The following is a 17,327-nucleotide window of genomic DNA, read 5'->3' as shown; positions in this document are numbered from 1 at the left end:
TCTTTAGCAACTTCATCTATTGCTAAATTTAGCTCTTTTAATGTTTCTGAGTTTAATGCATTTAGAGCTTTTGGTCTACTAATAGTAAGTACTGCAACCTTGTCTTCCTTTTGAAGAACAATATTCTTGTATTCCATATTAACACCCCTTACGAATAATTTTTTTGTAATAATATACTATTGTTAATAATATAACAATTGAGCCTATAAAAACAAAGCTCCTCCGCTTTAATTCATTATATCTCTTTAATTCATTATATCTCTTTAAACCCAATAATTCAACAAAAATCATTATTTTTAATAATTGAATTGTGCTAGGCAGCCTTATTAAGTTTTATGTGCATTTTAAGTATGTGTCTTTCCATTCATTAAACAGCTAAGTGTTAAGAGACTTTCACTCAAATGAACATTTTCTACTATTATATTTTTTGGAACTTGTAAGTCCACAGGTGCAAAGTTCCATATACCTTTAATTCCATTTGATACCATCATATCAGAAACTGATTGTGCATTATTTTTAGTTACACATATCACTCCAATATCTACTGGCGATCTTCTTAAAAATCCAACTAATTCATCTATGTCCATTACTTCAACGTCATTAATTTTGAGTCCTATGAGTTTTGGATTAACATCAAATATACCTATCATATTAAAATCTAATTTTTGAAATCTAGTATGATTTGCAATAGCTTGACCAATATTTCCTGCACCTACTATTATCATTCTATATTTTTTTGATATTCCTAATATCCCGCTAATTTCATTCAACAATTCTTTAACATTATATCCGTATCCCTGTTGTCCAAAATCTCCAAAGCAGTTTAGATCTTGCCTAATCTGAGATGCTGTAAACCCAATCCTCTCCCCTAATTCCTTGGAGGATATTCTATCTACATCAGTTCTTAAAAGTTCTCTTAAATATCTATGGTATTTAGGCAATCTTCTAATAACTGCCATTGATATATTCTTTTTTGCTTCCACAATTTCACACTCCCCTACAACTATCATAAATTTATATTACCTATTTTACTATTTTACTATATTAGTATAATGTATAACTATTTTTTATGCAAACATACATCTTATTATTTACTAATTCTTATAAAATTTTTACCATTTTATCTTGTTTTTATACTATTTTTTAAAATTAATGATATAAATTCATTTTTCACTACAATAATTTATACATAAATAGTACAATAATATATAAGATAACTTTAATTTAATAATTTTAACATTACATGACGGGAAGGTGAAGATAATGATAGTTCTAAGTTGCAAGGATATTCACAAAAGTTACGGTATAGATGTCATCTTAAATAAAATTACTTTAAGTATAAATGAAGGTGAAAAAGTTGGTTTTATTGGTGCTAATGGAGCAGGTAAATCTACGCTTTTTAAAATACTCACATCACAACTAGATCAAGATAATGGAGAACTATTTATAGATAAAAATAAGAAAGTTGGCTATCTATCTCAAAATTTATCATTGGATTTTAGAAACACAATATATGAAGAAACCTTATTGGTATTTGATAATTTGATAAAACTTGAAAATGAACTTAAAGGTTTAGAAAAAAAAATGAGTGAACCTTATGAACCTTCAAAAGAAGAATACCATAATAAAGTAATAAAAGATTACACATTGAACTCTGAGCTCTATAATAACAGGGGTGGTTATACATACAAAGCTGAAATTAGCAGGATTCTTAAGGGCCTTGGTTTTATGGAAGAAGATTATGATAAGCCAATAAATATATTAAGTGGAGGTCAAAAAACTAGGGTTGCACTTTGTAAATTATTACTTAAAAGTCCCGACATCCTATTACTGGATGAGCCTACTAACCACTTAGATTTAGATGCTATAGAGTGGCTGGAAGATTATTTAAAGTCTTATAAAGGAACTATGTTTATAATATCTCATGATAGATTCTTTTTAGATGCTATAACCAATAAAACTTTTGAACTTATTAATGGTCATGTTGATTGCTATAATGGAAGCTATACTAGTTTTATAGACTTAAAGAAAATAAATTACGAAATTCAGTTAAAGGCGTATAATTTGCAACGCTCTGAAATAAAAAGACAAGAAGATATTATAACTAAATATAGATCATTTAACAGAGAAAAAAGTGTAAGAGCCGCAGAAAGCAGACAAAAATCCTTGGATAAAATGAATCGCATTGATTCTCCGGATACTGACCCTAGGGAAGCTAAAATTCGTTTTGAAACAGAAATTAAAAGTGGAAATGATGTGCTTCATATAGAAAACTTATCAAAACGATTTGGAGACAATCTTTTGTTTGAAAACTTGGATTTAGATATAAAAAGGTCAGAAAAGATTGCTCTTATTGGTGAAAACGGTCGAGGAAAAACCACTCTTTTTAATATTATAATGGATAAAATAGCTAGTGATACAGGTATAAAAATACTAGGAAAAAGTATTTTTGTTGGATATTATGACCAAGAACAGTCAAATTTAAATCCAGAAAAAACTATAATCGATGAAGTTTGGGATGAATTCCCTAAACTCAGCACAACTGAGGTCCGCACTGCTCTAGCTTCATTTTTATTCATTGGGGAAGATGTTTTTAAAAGTATTTCTACCCTCAGTGGCGGCGAGAGATGTAGAATTAATTTACTTAAAATAATGTTATCAAAGGCAAACTTTCTTTTGCTAGATGAACCAACTAATCACTTAGATATTATGTCTCGTGAGGCTCTAGAGGACTCAATACTAGGGTATGATGGTACAGTTATCGTAATATCTCATGATAGATATTTTCTAAATAAAGTTATAACTAAAATACTTGAATTAAATCAAAATGGACTCAAAGAATATTTGGGTAATTATAATTATTATATAGAAAAAAAGAAAAACCCTCAGCGCTTTCAATCAGAAGAATCCTATGACGGATTGTCAAAAACTCAAATTAATTCTGATAAAAAAAAGAAAAGAAATGAAGATAATCTAGAAAAACAAAAGAAAATTGAATTTAAAGACTTAGAAGATAAAATAACATCAATGGAAGAGAATTTAGAAAAATTAAATAATGACCTTTGTCTTGAGGAGGTTTATTCAAATTCAAGTAGAAGTGTTGAAGTTAATAATGAAATAGCAAGTACTAAAACAAAGCTTGAAGAGCTTTATGAAACTTGGGAAATCATTATAGCAGAGTCAGAATGAAGGGGTTGCTATAGACAAGCATGAACTTCTCCGGCGTGACTTGCAACCGAGCTCTAAACTTGAAAATCCATTAACAAATTCTAATCTTTTGCTTATTATTAGCTGTATGTAATAAACATGTTGAAGCAGATAGTATCTAATGAGTTTTACAGAATCTTAGTTTATGTAGTGAAAACTTTCCGTAAGCAGCCCAGGAAGTGCGTTAGGAAAGTTTTCATGGAATAAATTTAGAGTCTGTTAACGAATTCTCTACTATCAGAACAGCCTACATGATGAACACTGATACTTATTGATAGCTAAATTATTGCTGCTTCTAATAATACTTTGATATTGTCTTTATATATTTTATTAAATTGACTTATTGGAAGAGGATTTACCCCCAGTCCTACCTCAATGGTATAGCCTGGTTTTCTATATTTATCTATAAACCAATCTTTGTATCCTGCATAACTTGTAATTCCGTAAGTTTCTCCTAATTCATAACCACTTAATTGTGAAAATATTGTAGCAATCCTCTTAGCTTCAGCAGTTGCTAAATTTTGATAATTCCAGTATATTACTTCACCTTGAGTGTGATACGCTATTACTAATCTGAAATTATTTGCTCTTGTAAAGTTAGCTACGGCTTTTGACTCAGATTCTGATTCTGGGGCAGTACCAGAATATCTTGTCGGTCCTGGTCCATATACTCCATAGCTTGCTTCTGCATCCTTAGATGCTTGCCACATAGCATTATAGTTATGATTAAGGTCTACACCGCGAATATTTGCGCTCCAATTCCTTGAAAAATTTAGACTTCCATTATTCCATTTAATTAAATCATTGTAATATGGATTACTCGGACTCAGACCATTAAGCACTAGATTAACTCCATCAGAGTTTACCATAGGCACAATATAAATAGTGCTTTTATTCCAAATACTTTCGATATTATACCCTTCTATACTTCGTCCTAATGAATAAGCCTTAGCAAAGTTTTCAATAAATTTCATTAAAAGAACCGTAGTTACCCATTCAATAGCATGGTGAGCTCCATTATAAAAAACTTTATTAGGTCCTTTGCCTAGTTTTACATAATAAAGTTCTTTCCCTAGTTCACTTTTTCCAATACTACCAAGCTCAATAAATGGATATCTAGCTTTTAATCCTTCTAAATCCCTTTTCATAATGTCATAGGTATAATCTATATTTGTATAAACAACATCTAACGAGTAGGGAACATTGATTACCTCTCCCACCTGCAAATTATTAGGATTTAACTTAGGATTAGCTGTTATTATACTTGCAGAGGTTGTATAATACTGTTTTGCTATAAGGTATATGGTGTCACCTAGTCTAATTCTATAAGTATCATAACCTAATAAAAATCTATTCATGAGTTTATAAGTAACATTATCTATCATTCCCGTAACCTCTATTCCAAAATATCTTTGGAACCTGCTTACTGCTTGCATAGTCCTAGTCCCATAAATACCATCTATGTCCCCTGGGTTATATCCTAATTTATTAAGTAATGATTGTATTTCCATTACATTAGTTCCAGTTGATCCTATCTTCAGGATTTCCAAACTGTCGCCCTCCTAAAATTACTTATGATTCTATTTTATGTAATTTGCTAATAATTGTTCCTTATTTAAGTAATTAAATTACAAAATAATAAGCCTAGAGATTACTCCCAAGGCTTATTATTTTAGTCCTTCAAATTTTGATGAAATTAGTGTTTTCTACTTTACTCCTCGCTTACTCTTAAATTTCTCTCAAGTCCAACTGGGTCCATAGACATTTTCTCACCATTTAATAATCCTGCCACTCCTACTTTATGATCTTTTTTCTTTCCCTGGCAAACTTCGCAATGACAATCCGAAGTATATTCGGTCGGTTGTTCATACGAAGTGATAACACCCTCAAAGTTTCTAAGCACTACCTTTTCAGGACTTTGAGATATAAGATATGATGGCATTACTGGAATTTTTCCGCCTCCACCTGGAGCATCAACAACAAATGTTGGTACACAAAAACCCGAAGTGTGTCCTCTTAACGCTTCAATAATTTCTATACCTTTAGATACAGGTGTTCTAAAGTGCTCAAGTCCCAATGATAAGTCACATTGATATATATAGTACGGTCTTACTCTAATTTTAACAAGTTCATGTACTAATTCAAGCATTACATGAGTACAATCATTTATACCTCTTAAAAGAACCGATTGATTACCTAGAGGCACTCCTGCATTTGCAAGTCTCTCGCAAGCGAGTTTTGATTCTAGTGTAATTTCATTTGGATGATTAAAGTGAGTATTCACCCAAATTGGGTGGTATTTCTTTAACATGTCGACAAGCCCAGTAGTTATTCTTTGTGGAAGAACTACTGGAACTCTTGAACCTATTCTTATTATTTCAACATGTGGGATTTCTCTTAATCTTTTAATTATGTATTCTAATTTATCATCTGATACAAGTAGTGCATCTCCACCTGATAGTAATACATCCCTAACCTGAGGCGTGTTACGAATATACTCAATTGCCTTATCAATCTTTTCCATTGGCATAGAGTTATCGTTTTGGCCTGCAAATCTTCTTCTAGTACAATGTCTACAGTACATTGAGCACATATCAGTTATTAATAACAATACTCTGTCTGGGTATCTATGAGTTAATCCGGGTACTGGTGAATCCGTATCTTCATGTAGCGGGTCTAATAAATCTGCATCTGCCTTATTTAATTCAAGTGCAGTTGGTATAGCTTGCTTTCTTATTGGATCATAAGGATCATTTGGATCTATTAACGATAAGTAGTAAGGAGTTATAGCCATTCTTAATGTTTGAAGACATTTCTCGGCGCCCTCCTCTTCCTCAACAGTTAGTGGTATGTATTTCTTTAATTCTTTGACAGTTTCAATTCTATTTTTAACTTGCCATTCCCAATCATTCCACTGCTCATCCGTTATATTTTTAAATAGCTCTAACCTTCTATTAACTTTCATGTTAGTACCTCCGTAGTATAGTTATTTTTCCCATGTAAAATTATGTACAAATTAATTTTAGATATAAAAAAGGCGCTGAATCTACAGTGCCTTTTTTATCTGAGATAAAATAAATTTTATCTCTTATTTTCATTTATATTTTGTGTAAAACAATCTCATTTTATTCATTTGTATATTAATTATAGTCTTTATATGAATAAAATGCAAGATATCTTTAGAAGACCTTTATTTTATTCTTCTTTTTCTTGTTGCTCTTCCTTTGTTTCTACTTTTTCTTTCATTTCATCTTCTTTTTTAAAATTCCCTTTAAGATATTTTGGTAGTTCCATACCTGCTGTTTTAAATACGTCCTCTAGTGGAGGAACTGATTTTAACATACCTGATAAAAAGTTTGCTGTAGTTGGTGTTCCATTGCCATTTCCGCCCATTGTATCCCAAACCGTAATTTTATCAATTTTGATATTTTTAATAGCTTCAACTTGTAATTTGACAAGTTCCTCTATTTTTTCAGTCATCATAAGCATTACTGCATTTTCGGCACTATTACCAGACGCCTCCACAAGTTTCTGAAAACCTTCTGCTTGTTTACTTAATATTTCCATATTACCCTTAGCTTCTGCTTCCATTTTAGACAATGTTGCATCAGCTTCACCTTTAGCAACCCTTCTTATTGTCTCAGCTTTAGCTTCTGCATCAATTTCTACTCTTCTCTTTTCGATTTCAGCGTGAACTATTACATCAGCTTCCTTTGTAGCTTTTTCTCTTTGCGCACGAGCTTTTTCTGCCAATTGTTCTGCAAGATACGATTCTTCAAGAGCTTTAGCTGCTTGAACTTTTTCAGATGCATCTGCTCGCCTATTAGCTTCTGCTGCTCTTTCTTTTTTCTCTGCTTCTGAGTTTGCAACAGTTATCTTCGCTATATTTTCACCCTCTATTGCCTTGGCATTAGCTGCTGATACTCTAACTCTTTCATCTTGCTTAGCGTTAGCCTCACCTATAGCACCATCACGATTCTTCTCAGCAACAGTTTTCTTAGCATCATTAATAGCTTTAGCTGCTGCCTCTTTTCCAAGAGCTTCGATATATCCAGATTCATCTCTGATATCTGTAACATTAACATTGATAAGTTTTAGGCCTATCTTTTTAAGCTCTGCTTCTACGTTTTGAGAAACATTTAATAAAAATTTGTCTCTATCAGAGTTTATTTCCTCAATATCCATAGTAGCAACTACTAGTCTTAATTGACCAAATATTATATCTTTAGCCAGTTCCTGAATTTCACTTAGAGCTAATCCTAATAGCCTCTCAGCTGCATTAGGCATAATTGTTGATTCTGTAGAGATACCTACTGTAAACCTAGAAGGTACATCAACTCTTATATTTTGCTTACTAAGTGCATTTGTTAAATTAACCTCAATAGATAAAGGTGTTAGTTCTAAAAATTGGTAGTTTTGTATAACCGGCCATATGAAAGCTGCTCCACCATGGATACATTTAGCTGACCTTGATTCTCCATCTTTTCCTCTACCAGTTTTACCATATACGACAAGGATTTTATCCGAAGGACATTTTTTATACCTCGCAATTACAGCTATTACAGCTATGAAAATAATTAAAACAATAATAATTGGTAAAATAATTTGGTATATTCCCGTTGGCATAAATTTTCCCCCTTCTTTTTTAGTCATATTCAAATAAATAATAAGTCTTTACACTTAATATATTAACTGCTTATTTATTTTCATATGCTTTTATCAATTTTTTCAACCAGCAAAAGCTGCTCTTCAACAATATCTATAACCACTACATTACTTCCTGTAGGTATAGCCTCTCCATCTGTCACTGCATCAAGTAATCTTAATGAACCTTGAACTATTATTTCCACTTTTCCAACCGATTTTCTATTATCTAAAATAGTTAAATAAACTAATCCTTCTCTATTAATGGCATTTTTTATATTCATTGTTCCATCTTCTGCAAACTTTGTTAAGAAAAAATAAATATATGACACTATATACATCATCACAAACCCTGCAATCAATGCTATTATAACCGAAGTTATCTTTCCTTTTCCCGATGTTGTTGCTACAATCCCTGTCCATGAAAAAACAGTGAAAAATGCTACTAAACTTCTTAAAGTAACTAATTTAAATTTGTACTTTAAATCTAAAAACTGCGAAGCATCATCATAAGTTTCAAGTTCAACCGAATCCTGTGGAACCTCATTTATCAAATCTGAGGTATCACTAAGCATATCTTCATGTCCGTCAATTCCGATCAAGGTCATAATAGTTTGCAAAATAAATATTGTTGTAGCTGGAAATGCTATAAACCAAAACAATTTTTCAAAGCTTCCAATACCACTCCACCACTCTGACATGTTGCACCCTCTTCCATGTTAAAATATTTACTTTATTAACATATATACCATATATTATACACATTACCAATATATTTTAATAGAGCTATCCCAAAATGTTATTTTAACCCATGTTCTTAATAATATTTATCCATAATAAAAGCTATCAGAGAATTTTACCTTCTGATAGCTTTTATTATGCTATTAACACATGTTAATTATGCAATTTTTCCGTATAGGCTTACTATAAGAATAAGAAACAATGAAATAATGTTAATAACTATTTCCGTTTTATTTTATTTGCTTGCACTATCTTTCCCACAATATATTCATATCCATTTTCTGAATGAGGAATCAAACATGCCGAACAATCTTTAATGCCATTTTTAAATTTCCCATTTCCTCCACACTCTTCTAGAAAATATAGTGGGCAATAACAAAATATACAATTAAACTTTTCGTCATCTTTAACTTTATGGCAAGGAAAATACTTGCAATCATTGTTTCTAAAAAATTTATAACTATTAGTCATTTTCACTCTCCTTGTATATATTATACAATTATTTATATATAACTTGCCCTATAAAAGCACATAATATAATTAGCAGTATAGATAACATAACTTGAACGGTTCCTTTATTAAGTGATAAAGAAAATTTCTTGTTTACTATTTCATGAACTACATTTTTTTTATTTCCTAAAACATTACCATGATTCACAACTTCAGGATGATAATATATAATTTCACCTTTTAAATAAGCAGCTATGCTTATAATTAACACAAAACTCGATAAAATCAACGTAACAGAAAAAAAGTTTTCATTCATAGAATAAGCTATAAATATAGCTATCGGTATTATAACCATTAATAACATACCTAATTTTCCGGCTATCGATATTGGCAATGACTTAACATGTTTATTTTTGCTTGACGATTTATAAGATTTTCCCTTTTTCATAATAACCCTCCAATTTTCTAAAACTATTAGGGTCATTATAACAAATTTAAAATTATTTGTATATTTATTTTAAATAATTTATGCAGAAAATTACAATACGCTTATCCATATTTTATACTTCTTCTAAAATGTTAACATATTGCGTATATCTATGTCCTCTAACATTGTTTGAATTGAAATAACTTCATCTGGAAATTGTTTAGCTAAACTTTGTTTAAACTTATTAAGTTGCTCTACTGACAGTTCTTCTTTCGCTTTGAAATTACTTTTTTCTTTGATAAGAATATTATCTTTTAATTTATATATAAAGTCATCCCCTACAATACTTAGATTATTTTCATCGTCAAATTTTAATTTTCCCGAAGTATCACTACTTATACTTATTTTTTTAAATTCACTTATTGATTTTCCATCACTATTAATTTTAGCAACATTAAGATAAGCAATTGTTTCAGAGTTCAAATCCTGATCATCCCCAATCCAACTTCTAAATGCAATCATTTTATCATCTTTAGATATTAGCACATCAAATATTTTTTCATTAATATCATCTGCTTGAAAAATCATATTACCATTAATAATTAGGTTGGCTTTAGGCGCAGGAAATATGTGGGGAGTATTACTATAAATAATTTTTTTATTATTTATATTTACATCCCATATTGTACCCAGACAGGACATTATCTCGTCTTTACTTTTTATGTTGTATACTCCATAACCTGAAGTCGACGGATTAATATGCCCAGTTACTAAAATATTTTCATTATCTAACCATTTTAGCTCCATAACTTGTTGTACATTCTTATCATTTATAACAACGTCCGTTAATTCTTGTGTTTCGATATCATAAACAACTATGTGCGGTGGATATGTTGCTTTTTCTTCGTCAAAAGATCTAAATACTATATTCATTTTATCTGGAGAAAGTGCTAATAAATCTTTTGATTTTAATACATCGCCCGGGGATATAATTTTCCCATTTATTTCATTATAAATATAAATATTACTGTTTTTTTCAAATGCTATCTTTGTTATTTTTGTATCATTTGCTAAGTTTGTATCAGTTGTTGTTTTAGTATTATTTGCGCCTTTATCTTGCCCACTATTTTCATTTGTATCTTTATTAGTTTTCCCATTTATATTTGAACAAGCCACTACAGTAAATATGCTTAAAAATAAACACATTACTTTAATTAGTAGTTTGAGTAATCCCTTTGTATTTTTATGATATTTAGCCATAATTTTGCTCCTCGCCCACTAAAGTGATAGGAATACCTATCATTTTAAATCATTCAAACTTAAACTATTATACTCTAGTTATATTAGGGTATCAACTGGAATTCAATAAGTTTTACGCTCAATTTTATATATTAATATTTTGTTTATATCTTTATATGTATTTTTTTTCTTATTTTTAAAATTTTACAGTTTTTTATAAATATAACCATATCATATGAATACTATAATTTCCAGTGGATAAACTTAATAATGAGTATATGATTATAAATAATCATATACTCATTAAATAAACTTTATACCTTTTTGCCACAATATTTACAGAATTTGAGTAAATTCATTGCTTATAATAACTTCATGTCCTAAATTTATAAGCATACCTCACATAATAAAATTCTCCACTTTTTTTTATATGAAGAATATATTAAAAATCTTATAAATATCTTTTAAAGTATATAATACGATGATATAATAATATCATCGTATTATTGTTAACATAATTATTAGCTAAGGAGTGAATTAAGTTTGTTAAAATACAAAAAGATCCCTTATTTAAATTTAATACCTATAATTCTATTAACATTCATTTTATTTAGAGTTATATATCATATAGAAATATTTGCAAATGCTGCTAGTGTTTTTATATCATACATAAGTTCATTCATATGGGCATTTGGAATAGCTTACTTACTTAACCCCATAATGATTTCTATTGAAAACAAATTCCATACAAAACGTTATATAACTTTACTTATTATGTATATTTTCCTTTTATGCATTATAGTTTTCAGTATAACTATAGTAACACCTAATATAGGTGATAGTATTCGTGAATTTACTCAATCTACTCCTGAATATATATCTAATACTCGAATTTGGTTCTATAAAAATATGGACAAAGTTCAACTACTAGATAAGTATGGTATAACTAAATATTTAGATGAAAGTACATCAACACTTATGTCTAACTTAGCTAAATATTTAAATACAGGCATTAATGCTGCTTTCCTAACAGCATTAGGATTTACTTCTTCTTTTATGAAGTTTTTACTTGGATTTGTTGTTTCTTTGTATCTTTTAAAGGACAAGGAAAAATTAATATTAAATGTTAAAAAACTAATTTATGCAATTTTCAAAGAAGAAAATGCAGATACTTTTCTACAATTTGGACACGAAGCCAATTCTATTTTTTCAGGTTTCATTGTAGGAAAATTCATTGACTCCCTTATTATTGGTATTATATGTTTTATAGGATTAAGCATTTTCAGAATGCCTAATGTTTTGCTTATAAGTTTAATTATTGGAATTACAAATATGATTCCTTACTTTGGACCACTGATTGGAATGGTCCCAGCTTTTTTTATCACTCTATTTATTAGTCCAATAAAATCTATTTGGTTACTTGTATTCCTTATTATACTTCAACAATTCGATGGATTGTATTTAGGTCCAAAAATCCTTGGAAAATCAGTTGGATTAAGCCCCTTACTTATTATCCTTTCCATACTTATTGGTGGTGGAACCTTTGGAATTCTTGGCATGTTCCTTGCAGTTCCAACAATGGCCATTATCTTATTATTACTCGAAAGATTTATTAATAGAAAACTTGAAGAAAAGGATATTAAATTTTAATATCCTTTTCTTTTAATATCCTACCTTTCTCCAAGTTTTAAGTTTGGTATTGCATTCAGCGTTAGAGGTGAAACTCTACCCTTAATAAATTCAAAATAAGCAGCACTTCCTATCATTGCTGCATTATCAGTGCAAAGCACCATTTCAGGGAACAGAACTTCTATATTCTTCTTTTCACCTTCTTTTATCATTGTCTCTCTAAGGCAAGAATTTGATGCCACTCCACCTGCTATTGCTATTTTATTTACACCTTTCATTTCACAGGCAGCTAGTGCATTATCTACTAGGACATTAACCACAGCCTTTTGGAAAGATGCGGCTACGTCTGGAACGTTAATTATTTCATTTTTCATATTCATTTTATTTAGATAATTTAATACAGAAGATTTAACTCCACTAAAAGAAAAATCTAAACTCTCATCATGAAATTTAGCCCTTGGAAACTTTATTGAATCTGCATTTCCTTGTTTTGATATTTTATCTATTTTAGGTCCACCAGGATATCCCATACCAATTGCACGGGCCACCTTGTCAAAAGCTTCGCCTGCTGCATCATCTCTGGTTTGAGCCATAACTTCAAATTCACCGTGATCTTTCATATAGACGATGAATGTATGGCCTCCCGAAACAACCAAACACATAAATGGAGGTTTAAGATCCTTATACTCAATAAAATTAGCACTTATATGTCCCTCAATATGATTAACCCCAATTAAAGGTTTATTAGTTGAATATGCAAGTCCCTTAGCATATTGAACTCCTACAAGCAGTGCTCCTACAAGTCCCGGTCCATAAGTCACTCCTATTGCATCAATATCGTCTAATGTAACATTAGCCTCGTCTAATGCCTCTTGAACTACTGCACTTATTACCTCAATATGTTTTCTAGATGCCACTTCTGGAACAACTCCACCAAATTTTTCATGTATATCAATTTGCGATGCAATTATATTTGAAAGAACTATGCGCCCATTCACTACTACAGAAGCCGCTGTCTCATCACAACTTGATTCAATCGCAAGTATCTTAATATCTTTTTCCATTGTTTTTTTACCCACCTTTAATAATTTCTTATCTATATTTATAAATATATTCTTAATTCTAGTAATATTTACATTAGTTATCTACTACAACTAATTATACTTTATTAACTTTGTCATTTCAAATCTTTATATGTTATTTGAACTGTAAACACTTCTAAGTTCTCCCTGCCTTTTAAAGTGTAACCCATATGTATCTCTTTTTCTATGATATAATCATGTATGATATTATTTGTTCGAGATAGATCGGAGGCACATATGATTAGTACATATGCAAAGGTAATAATAAAGGGTTCCCCTATAACAAAATCTAATTTTAAACTTTCAAACATGAATGGACGAGCTATTTTGCCATATAATTCTGGTAAGTATCATGATAGATACGCTTTATATGAAGAAGAAATTGCTTACCAATGTAGAATTCAAAACTCTAATACTTTCCTGCAAGAATCTCTTATTGCTGTTCTAAAAGTATATTATAAAAGTATAAAAAGACATCCTGATACAACTAACATAACAAAAAGTATCTTTGATGGTATAGAAAAAAGCGGTCTTATAGTAAATGATGCCCAAATTACAAAACTGATTATTGAAGAGTTTTACGATAAGCAAAATCCTAGATTCGAATTAGAGCTTTTTGGTGAAAGTATATTTTCGATTAATTATTCAATAGCTAAAAAAGAGGAAAAACAAGAACCTATAAGTTATGAACCACCCTCAAATAAAAAAAACACCATAGGCTCTAAATCTTGTAAAATAAACTCCACCACAAATAACAAAAAAACTATTGTGGTTAATAGTTTTAGTTCAAAACTTGTTTGCGAAGTCTGTGGAAAACCAGTATTAAAGGATGACTATATCTCAGCCAACAAAGGTAAAACTTCCTTGTGTAAAAACTGCTTCAAAAAATTATTTTAGTATTAATGCAACTTTTTATTCGTTTTTAGACTATTCTGCATTTAATTTATCAAATTACTGAAAACACATTATATATCCATATTCTATGATATAATGCTATATAAAATAACTTTTAAACAATAAAATTACATAGTAGGAGGATTAATATGAGCACAAAGGTTAACATTGATTGGAGCAAATTAGGTTTTGCTTATAGCAAAACAGACTTGCGGTATATCTCAATATGGAAAAACGGGAAATGGGATGATGGGAAGCTAGTTGGAGATAACTATCTTTCTATAAGCGAAGCTTCAACATCTCTTCATTATGGTCAACAGTGTTTTGAGGGTTTAAAAGCTTATCGTACAAAGGATGGTAGCATCCAATTATTTAGACCTACTGAGAATGCAAAGCGAATGCAAAACAGCTGCTCACGTGTTCTAATGCCCGAAGTTCCAGTAGAAAAGTTTGTTGATGCATGTTTGCAAGTTGTTAAAGCAAATGAAGCCTTTGTTCCTCCTTACGGAACCGGAGCAACTCTTTATATTAGGCCTTATATGATAGGTATTGGTGATAACCTTGGGGTAGGTCCAGCTCCTGAATTTTTATTTGGCGTGTTTTGTTGTCCAGTTGGTGCTTATTTTAAAGGTGGCCTCGCCCCCGTAAACTTTATGGTATCCACCGAATATGATAGAGCTGCACCTTATGGAACTGGAGATGTAAAGGTTGGAGGAAACTATGCCGCAAGCCTTCTTGCTCATGAACACGCTGCATCAAAAGGTTTTGCAGACTGTATATACCTTGATCCTGCTACCCACAGCAAAATTGAAGAAGTTGGTGCTGCAAACTTTTTTGGAATTACCAATGATAATGTATTTATAACTCCAAAATCACCATCAATTCTTCCTAGCATAACTAAATACTCATTAATGCATATCGCAAAAGAATATTTAGGACTTACAATACAAGAAAGAGATGTTCCAATAAATAAACTTAGTGATTTTAAAGAAACAGGTGCATGTGGAACTGCAGCTGTTATATCACCTATTGGTGGCATAGAGTATAAAGGTAAACTTCATGTTTTCCACAGTGAAACAGAAGTAGGCCCCATTACAACGAAACTTTACGATCTACTTTACGGAATTCAATTTGGAGATGTAAAAGCACCTGAAGGTTGGATTGTTAAGGTTAAATAGTGGATTTTAAAAACTAGATATTTGATTACAAAAAACAAAAACAACTTCAAAATTAATATTTTGAAGTTGTTTTTGTTTTTTTACTTTATATACATTTTATTATAATATTCGTCAAGCATTCTTTCTACTGAAAACTCATAACTTGTAGTTCTAATACTTTCTTTCATCATTTCTACCCACTTCTGCCTATTTTCATAATAAGTAGTCATAACTCTATTTATTAATGTATCATAAAGAGCCGACGTATCATGTTTATCTAACTCTCCAACTGACATATCATCAAGAGAAGCGCCATCTCCAAACTGCCATCCATTTACACCATCTTTGCAAGCCTCTGGCCACCAACCATCTAAGATGGAACAATTTAGCACACCATTCATCGCCGCTTTCATTCCTGATGTCCCACTAGCTTCTAAAGGCCTTCTTGGGTTGTTAAGCCAAATGTCTGAACCGCTAGTTAGCATTCTGCCTATATTCATATCATAATTTTCTAGGAACACTACGCTATTAGGATATTTCTTCATCATTTTTACAAGTTTTGCTACTATTTCTTTTCCAACGTCATCAAGAGGATGAGCTTTTCCTGAAAATACAATCTGGATTTTTCCACTTTTAAGTAGAGGAGCAATAATCTCTTCACTTGTAAATATTAAATCACTCCGTTTGTATGACGCCGCTCTTCTTGAAAATCCTATAATTAACTTCTGAGAGTCAAGCAAAATACCGGTTCTTTCCTTAATAAAAGCTATTAATTCTTTTTTTACAGTTAAATGAACGCCCCATAGGTCTCCATCATTATCATATGCATTAGTAATTCTATTATCTACCCAAGTAGGTTTATGAATTCCATTAGTTATCGCAATAATTTCAGATCTTCCAGCAACAGTTTTCCACATTTTATTTGCAGTTTGACCGTGAAGTTTTGCTACTGCATTTGTCTTCCTTGAAAGTCTGAGTCCTGCTATTGTCATATTAAACGGCTCTCCGCCTAGCAGAATCATTTGAGCTTTAGTCAATCCATTAAAAGCTCCCATATATTCTAATTTTTCAATATTGTGTGATTCATTACCTTCAACTATTGGAGTGTGAGTTGTAAACACAACTTCACTCCTGACTTTTTCCCAAGCCAGTTCAAAGTTAAATCCAGATTCCATTTTTTCTTTAATAAGCTCCGTAGCTGCAAGGGCTGCATGCCCTTCATTAAAATGATAAACATCTATAGGAATCTCTAAAGCTCTTAATGCTTTTACTCCACCAATTCCAAGTACAATCTCTTGAGCTATTCTTTCTTCACCAAACCATCCATACAATTGACCCGTTATCCAAGCATCACCATTTTCTGGTATATCGGTATCTAGTAAGTATAATGGATTATTACCAAATTCGTCTAATTTCCACACCTTACACACTACATCTATTTTTCTAACCTTAACAGTTACCTTTACTCCTGTATCCTTTAAAAAATCATATTTATAATTATGATATGTATCATATGCCTGCCCATTTTTATCTATAAGCTGGTCAGTATACCCCTGTTTCCACTTAAGTCCTATTCCAACTAGTGGCAGGTTTAAGTCTTTAGCTCCCTTTAAATGATCACCTGCAAGTATTCCTAGTCCTCCTGCATAAGCTTTAAAATCAGAATTTAGTCCATACTCCATACAAAAATAAGCAACTCTTGGAAGATTAATAACATCCATTTAATTTCACTCCTCGTATAATGTAGTTGTAAGCATTGATAATAAATCAGTAATAATAACTACGAATGTTATCACTCATATCTTATCTAATATTCGCAACTCATAATTTTATTTTAATTAACCTTGTCTTAATTCT

At 30.9% G+C, this 17,327-nt stretch carries 14 protein-coding genes and 1 pseudogene; 4 read left to right on the top strand and 11 right to left on the bottom strand.

The genetic code is table 11. The features are described from left to right. A pseudogene (locus tag ACREVX_RS02995) lies at nt 1-137 on the bottom strand (crotonase); the annotation flags it as partial. A gap of 207 nt (nt 138-344) precedes the next feature. Next, on the bottom strand, nt 345-983 hold the full coding sequence (locus ACREVX_RS02990) for a redox-sensing transcriptional repressor Rex (protein ID WP_431542683.1): 639 nt from the start codon (nt 981-983) through the stop codon (nt 345-347). 280 nt (nt 984-1,263) lie between these two features. Between ACREVX_RS02990 and abc-f the strand changes: the two genes are divergently transcribed. Next, complete coding sequence (abc-f, locus tag ACREVX_RS02985) at nt 1,264-3,189, top strand: ribosomal protection-like ABC-F family protein (RefSeq protein ID WP_431542682.1); 1,926 nt, start codon at nt 1,264-1,266, stop codon at nt 3,187-3,189. A gap of 296 nt (nt 3,190-3,485) precedes the next feature. Here the strand turns inward: abc-f and ACREVX_RS02980 are convergent, their stop codons facing one another. From ACREVX_RS02980 to ACREVX_RS02950, 7 genes are all read right to left on the bottom strand, one after another. Beyond that, nucleotides 3,486-4,757: a M14 family metallopeptidase gene (locus ACREVX_RS02980; protein ID WP_431542680.1), complete on the bottom strand. Its 1,272-nt coding sequence runs from the start codon at nt 4,755-4,757 to the stop codon at nt 3,486-3,488. A gap of 161 nt (nt 4,758-4,918) precedes the next feature. After that, a complete protein-coding gene (gene kamA / locus ACREVX_RS02975) occupies nt 4,919-6,172 on the bottom strand; it encodes a lysine 2,3-aminomutase (RefSeq protein ID WP_431542678.1) in 1,254 nt (417 codons plus the stop codon). Nucleotides 6,173-6,402: 230 nt separating this feature from the next. Beyond that, nucleotides 6,403-7,833, bottom strand: coding sequence for a flotillin family protein (locus ACREVX_RS02970; protein WP_431542685.1), 1,431 nt, complete (start codon nt 7,831-7,833; stop codon nt 6,403-6,405). An 80-nt stretch (nt 7,834-7,913) separates the two neighbouring features. Then, a complete protein-coding gene (locus ACREVX_RS02965; RefSeq protein WP_431542677.1) occupies nt 7,914-8,552 on the bottom strand; it encodes an NfeD family protein in 639 nt (212 codons plus the stop codon). A gap of 259 nt (nt 8,553-8,811) precedes the next feature. After that, nucleotides 8,812-9,063: a cysteine-rich small domain-containing protein gene (locus ACREVX_RS02960; RefSeq protein WP_431542675.1), complete on the bottom strand. Its 252-nt coding sequence runs from the start codon at nt 9,061-9,063 to the stop codon at nt 8,812-8,814. A gap of 28 nt (nt 9,064-9,091) precedes the next feature. Beyond that, complete coding sequence (locus ACREVX_RS02955) at nt 9,092-9,490, bottom strand: hypothetical protein (RefSeq protein WP_431542674.1); 399 nt, start codon at nt 9,488-9,490, stop codon at nt 9,092-9,094. Nucleotides 9,491-9,613: 123 nt separating this feature from the next. Continuing rightward, the gene (locus tag ACREVX_RS02950; protein WP_431542672.1) at nt 9,614-10,729 is read right to left on the bottom strand and encodes a hypothetical protein; all 1,116 of its coding nucleotides are present in this window, start codon (nt 10,727-10,729) and stop codon (nt 9,614-9,616) included. Between the two features lie 522 nt (nt 10,730-11,251). Here ACREVX_RS02950 and ACREVX_RS02945 point away from each other — a divergent pair. Next, nucleotides 11,252-12,358 (top strand): AI-2E family transporter, encoded by a 1,107-nt coding sequence (locus ACREVX_RS02945; RefSeq protein ID WP_431542671.1) that lies wholly within the window; start codon nt 11,252-11,254, stop codon nt 12,356-12,358. A gap of 20 nt (nt 12,359-12,378) precedes the next feature. Here ACREVX_RS02945 and tsaD read toward each other — a convergent pair whose 3' ends face one another. Next, the gene (gene tsaD, locus ACREVX_RS02940; protein WP_431542670.1) at nt 12,379-13,401 is read right to left on the bottom strand and encodes a tRNA (adenosine(37)-N6)-threonylcarbamoyltransferase complex transferase subunit TsaD; all 1,023 of its coding nucleotides are present in this window, start codon (nt 13,399-13,401) and stop codon (nt 12,379-12,381) included. 255 nt (nt 13,402-13,656) lie between these two features. Here tsaD and ACREVX_RS02935 point away from each other — a divergent pair, with 255 nt between their 5' ends. Then, entirely contained in the window at nt 13,657-14,316 is a 660-nt protein-coding gene (locus tag ACREVX_RS02935) for a RusA family crossover junction endodeoxyribonuclease (protein WP_431542669.1), read from the top strand. A 146-nt stretch (nt 14,317-14,462) separates the two neighbouring features. Further along, nucleotides 14,463-15,491, top strand: a complete 1,029-nt coding sequence (locus tag ACREVX_RS02930; protein ID WP_431542668.1) for a branched-chain amino acid aminotransferase — start codon at nt 14,463-14,465, stop codon at nt 15,489-15,491. Nucleotides 15,492-15,571: 80 nt separating this feature from the next. Here ACREVX_RS02930 and glgP read toward each other — a convergent pair whose 3' ends face one another. Beyond that, nucleotides 15,572-17,191, bottom strand: coding sequence for an alpha-glucan family phosphorylase (gene glgP / locus ACREVX_RS02925; RefSeq protein WP_431542666.1), 1,620 nt, complete (start codon nt 17,189-17,191; stop codon nt 15,572-15,574). Nucleotides 17,192-17,327 lie beyond the last annotated feature (136 nt).

Origin of the sequence: Clostridium sp. (assembly GCF_050717545.1) — a bacterium.
Taxonomy (GTDB): domain Bacteria; phylum Bacillota; class Clostridia; order Clostridiales; family Clostridiaceae; genus Clostridium_AD.
The sequence above is the reverse complement of the archived record's forward strand: the minus strand, read 5'-3'. Positions and strand labels throughout refer to the sequence as shown.

Excerpts from the sequence above, each read along its gene's own strand:
- abc-f (WP_431542682.1), top strand. The coding sequence starts at position 1,264 with ATGATAGTTCTAAGTTGCAAGGATATTCACAAAAGTTACGGTATAGAT.
- kamA (WP_431542678.1), bottom strand. The coding sequence starts at position 6,172 with ATGAAAGTTAATAGAAGGTTAGAGCTATTTAAAAATATAACGGATGAG.
- ACREVX_RS02970 (WP_431542685.1), bottom strand. The coding sequence starts at position 7,833 with ATGCCAACGGGAATATACCAAATTATTTTACCAATTATTATTGTTTTA.
- ACREVX_RS02965 (WP_431542677.1), bottom strand. The coding sequence starts at position 8,552 with ATGTCAGAGTGGTGGAGTGGTATTGGAAGCTTTGAAAAATTGTTTTGG.
- ACREVX_RS02960 (WP_431542675.1), bottom strand. The coding sequence starts at position 9,063 with ATGACTAATAGTTATAAATTTTTTAGAAACAATGATTGCAAGTATTTT.
- ACREVX_RS02955 (WP_431542674.1), bottom strand. The coding sequence starts at position 9,490 with ATGAAAAAGGGAAAATCTTATAAATCGTCAAGCAAAAATAAACATGTT.
- ACREVX_RS02950 (WP_431542672.1), bottom strand. The coding sequence starts at position 10,729 with ATGGCTAAATATCATAAAAATACAAAGGGATTACTCAAACTACTAATT.
- tsaD (WP_431542670.1), bottom strand. The coding sequence starts at position 13,401 with ATGGAAAAAGATATTAAGATACTTGCGATTGAATCAAGTTGTGATGAG.
- ACREVX_RS02935 (WP_431542669.1), top strand. The coding sequence starts at position 13,657 with ATGATTAGTACATATGCAAAGGTAATAATAAAGGGTTCCCCTATAACA.
- ACREVX_RS02930 (WP_431542668.1), top strand. The coding sequence starts at position 14,463 with ATGAGCACAAAGGTTAACATTGATTGGAGCAAATTAGGTTTTGCTTAT.
- glgP (WP_431542666.1), bottom strand. The coding sequence starts at position 17,191 with ATGGATGTTATTAATCTTCCAAGAGTTGCTTATTTTTGTATGGAGTAT.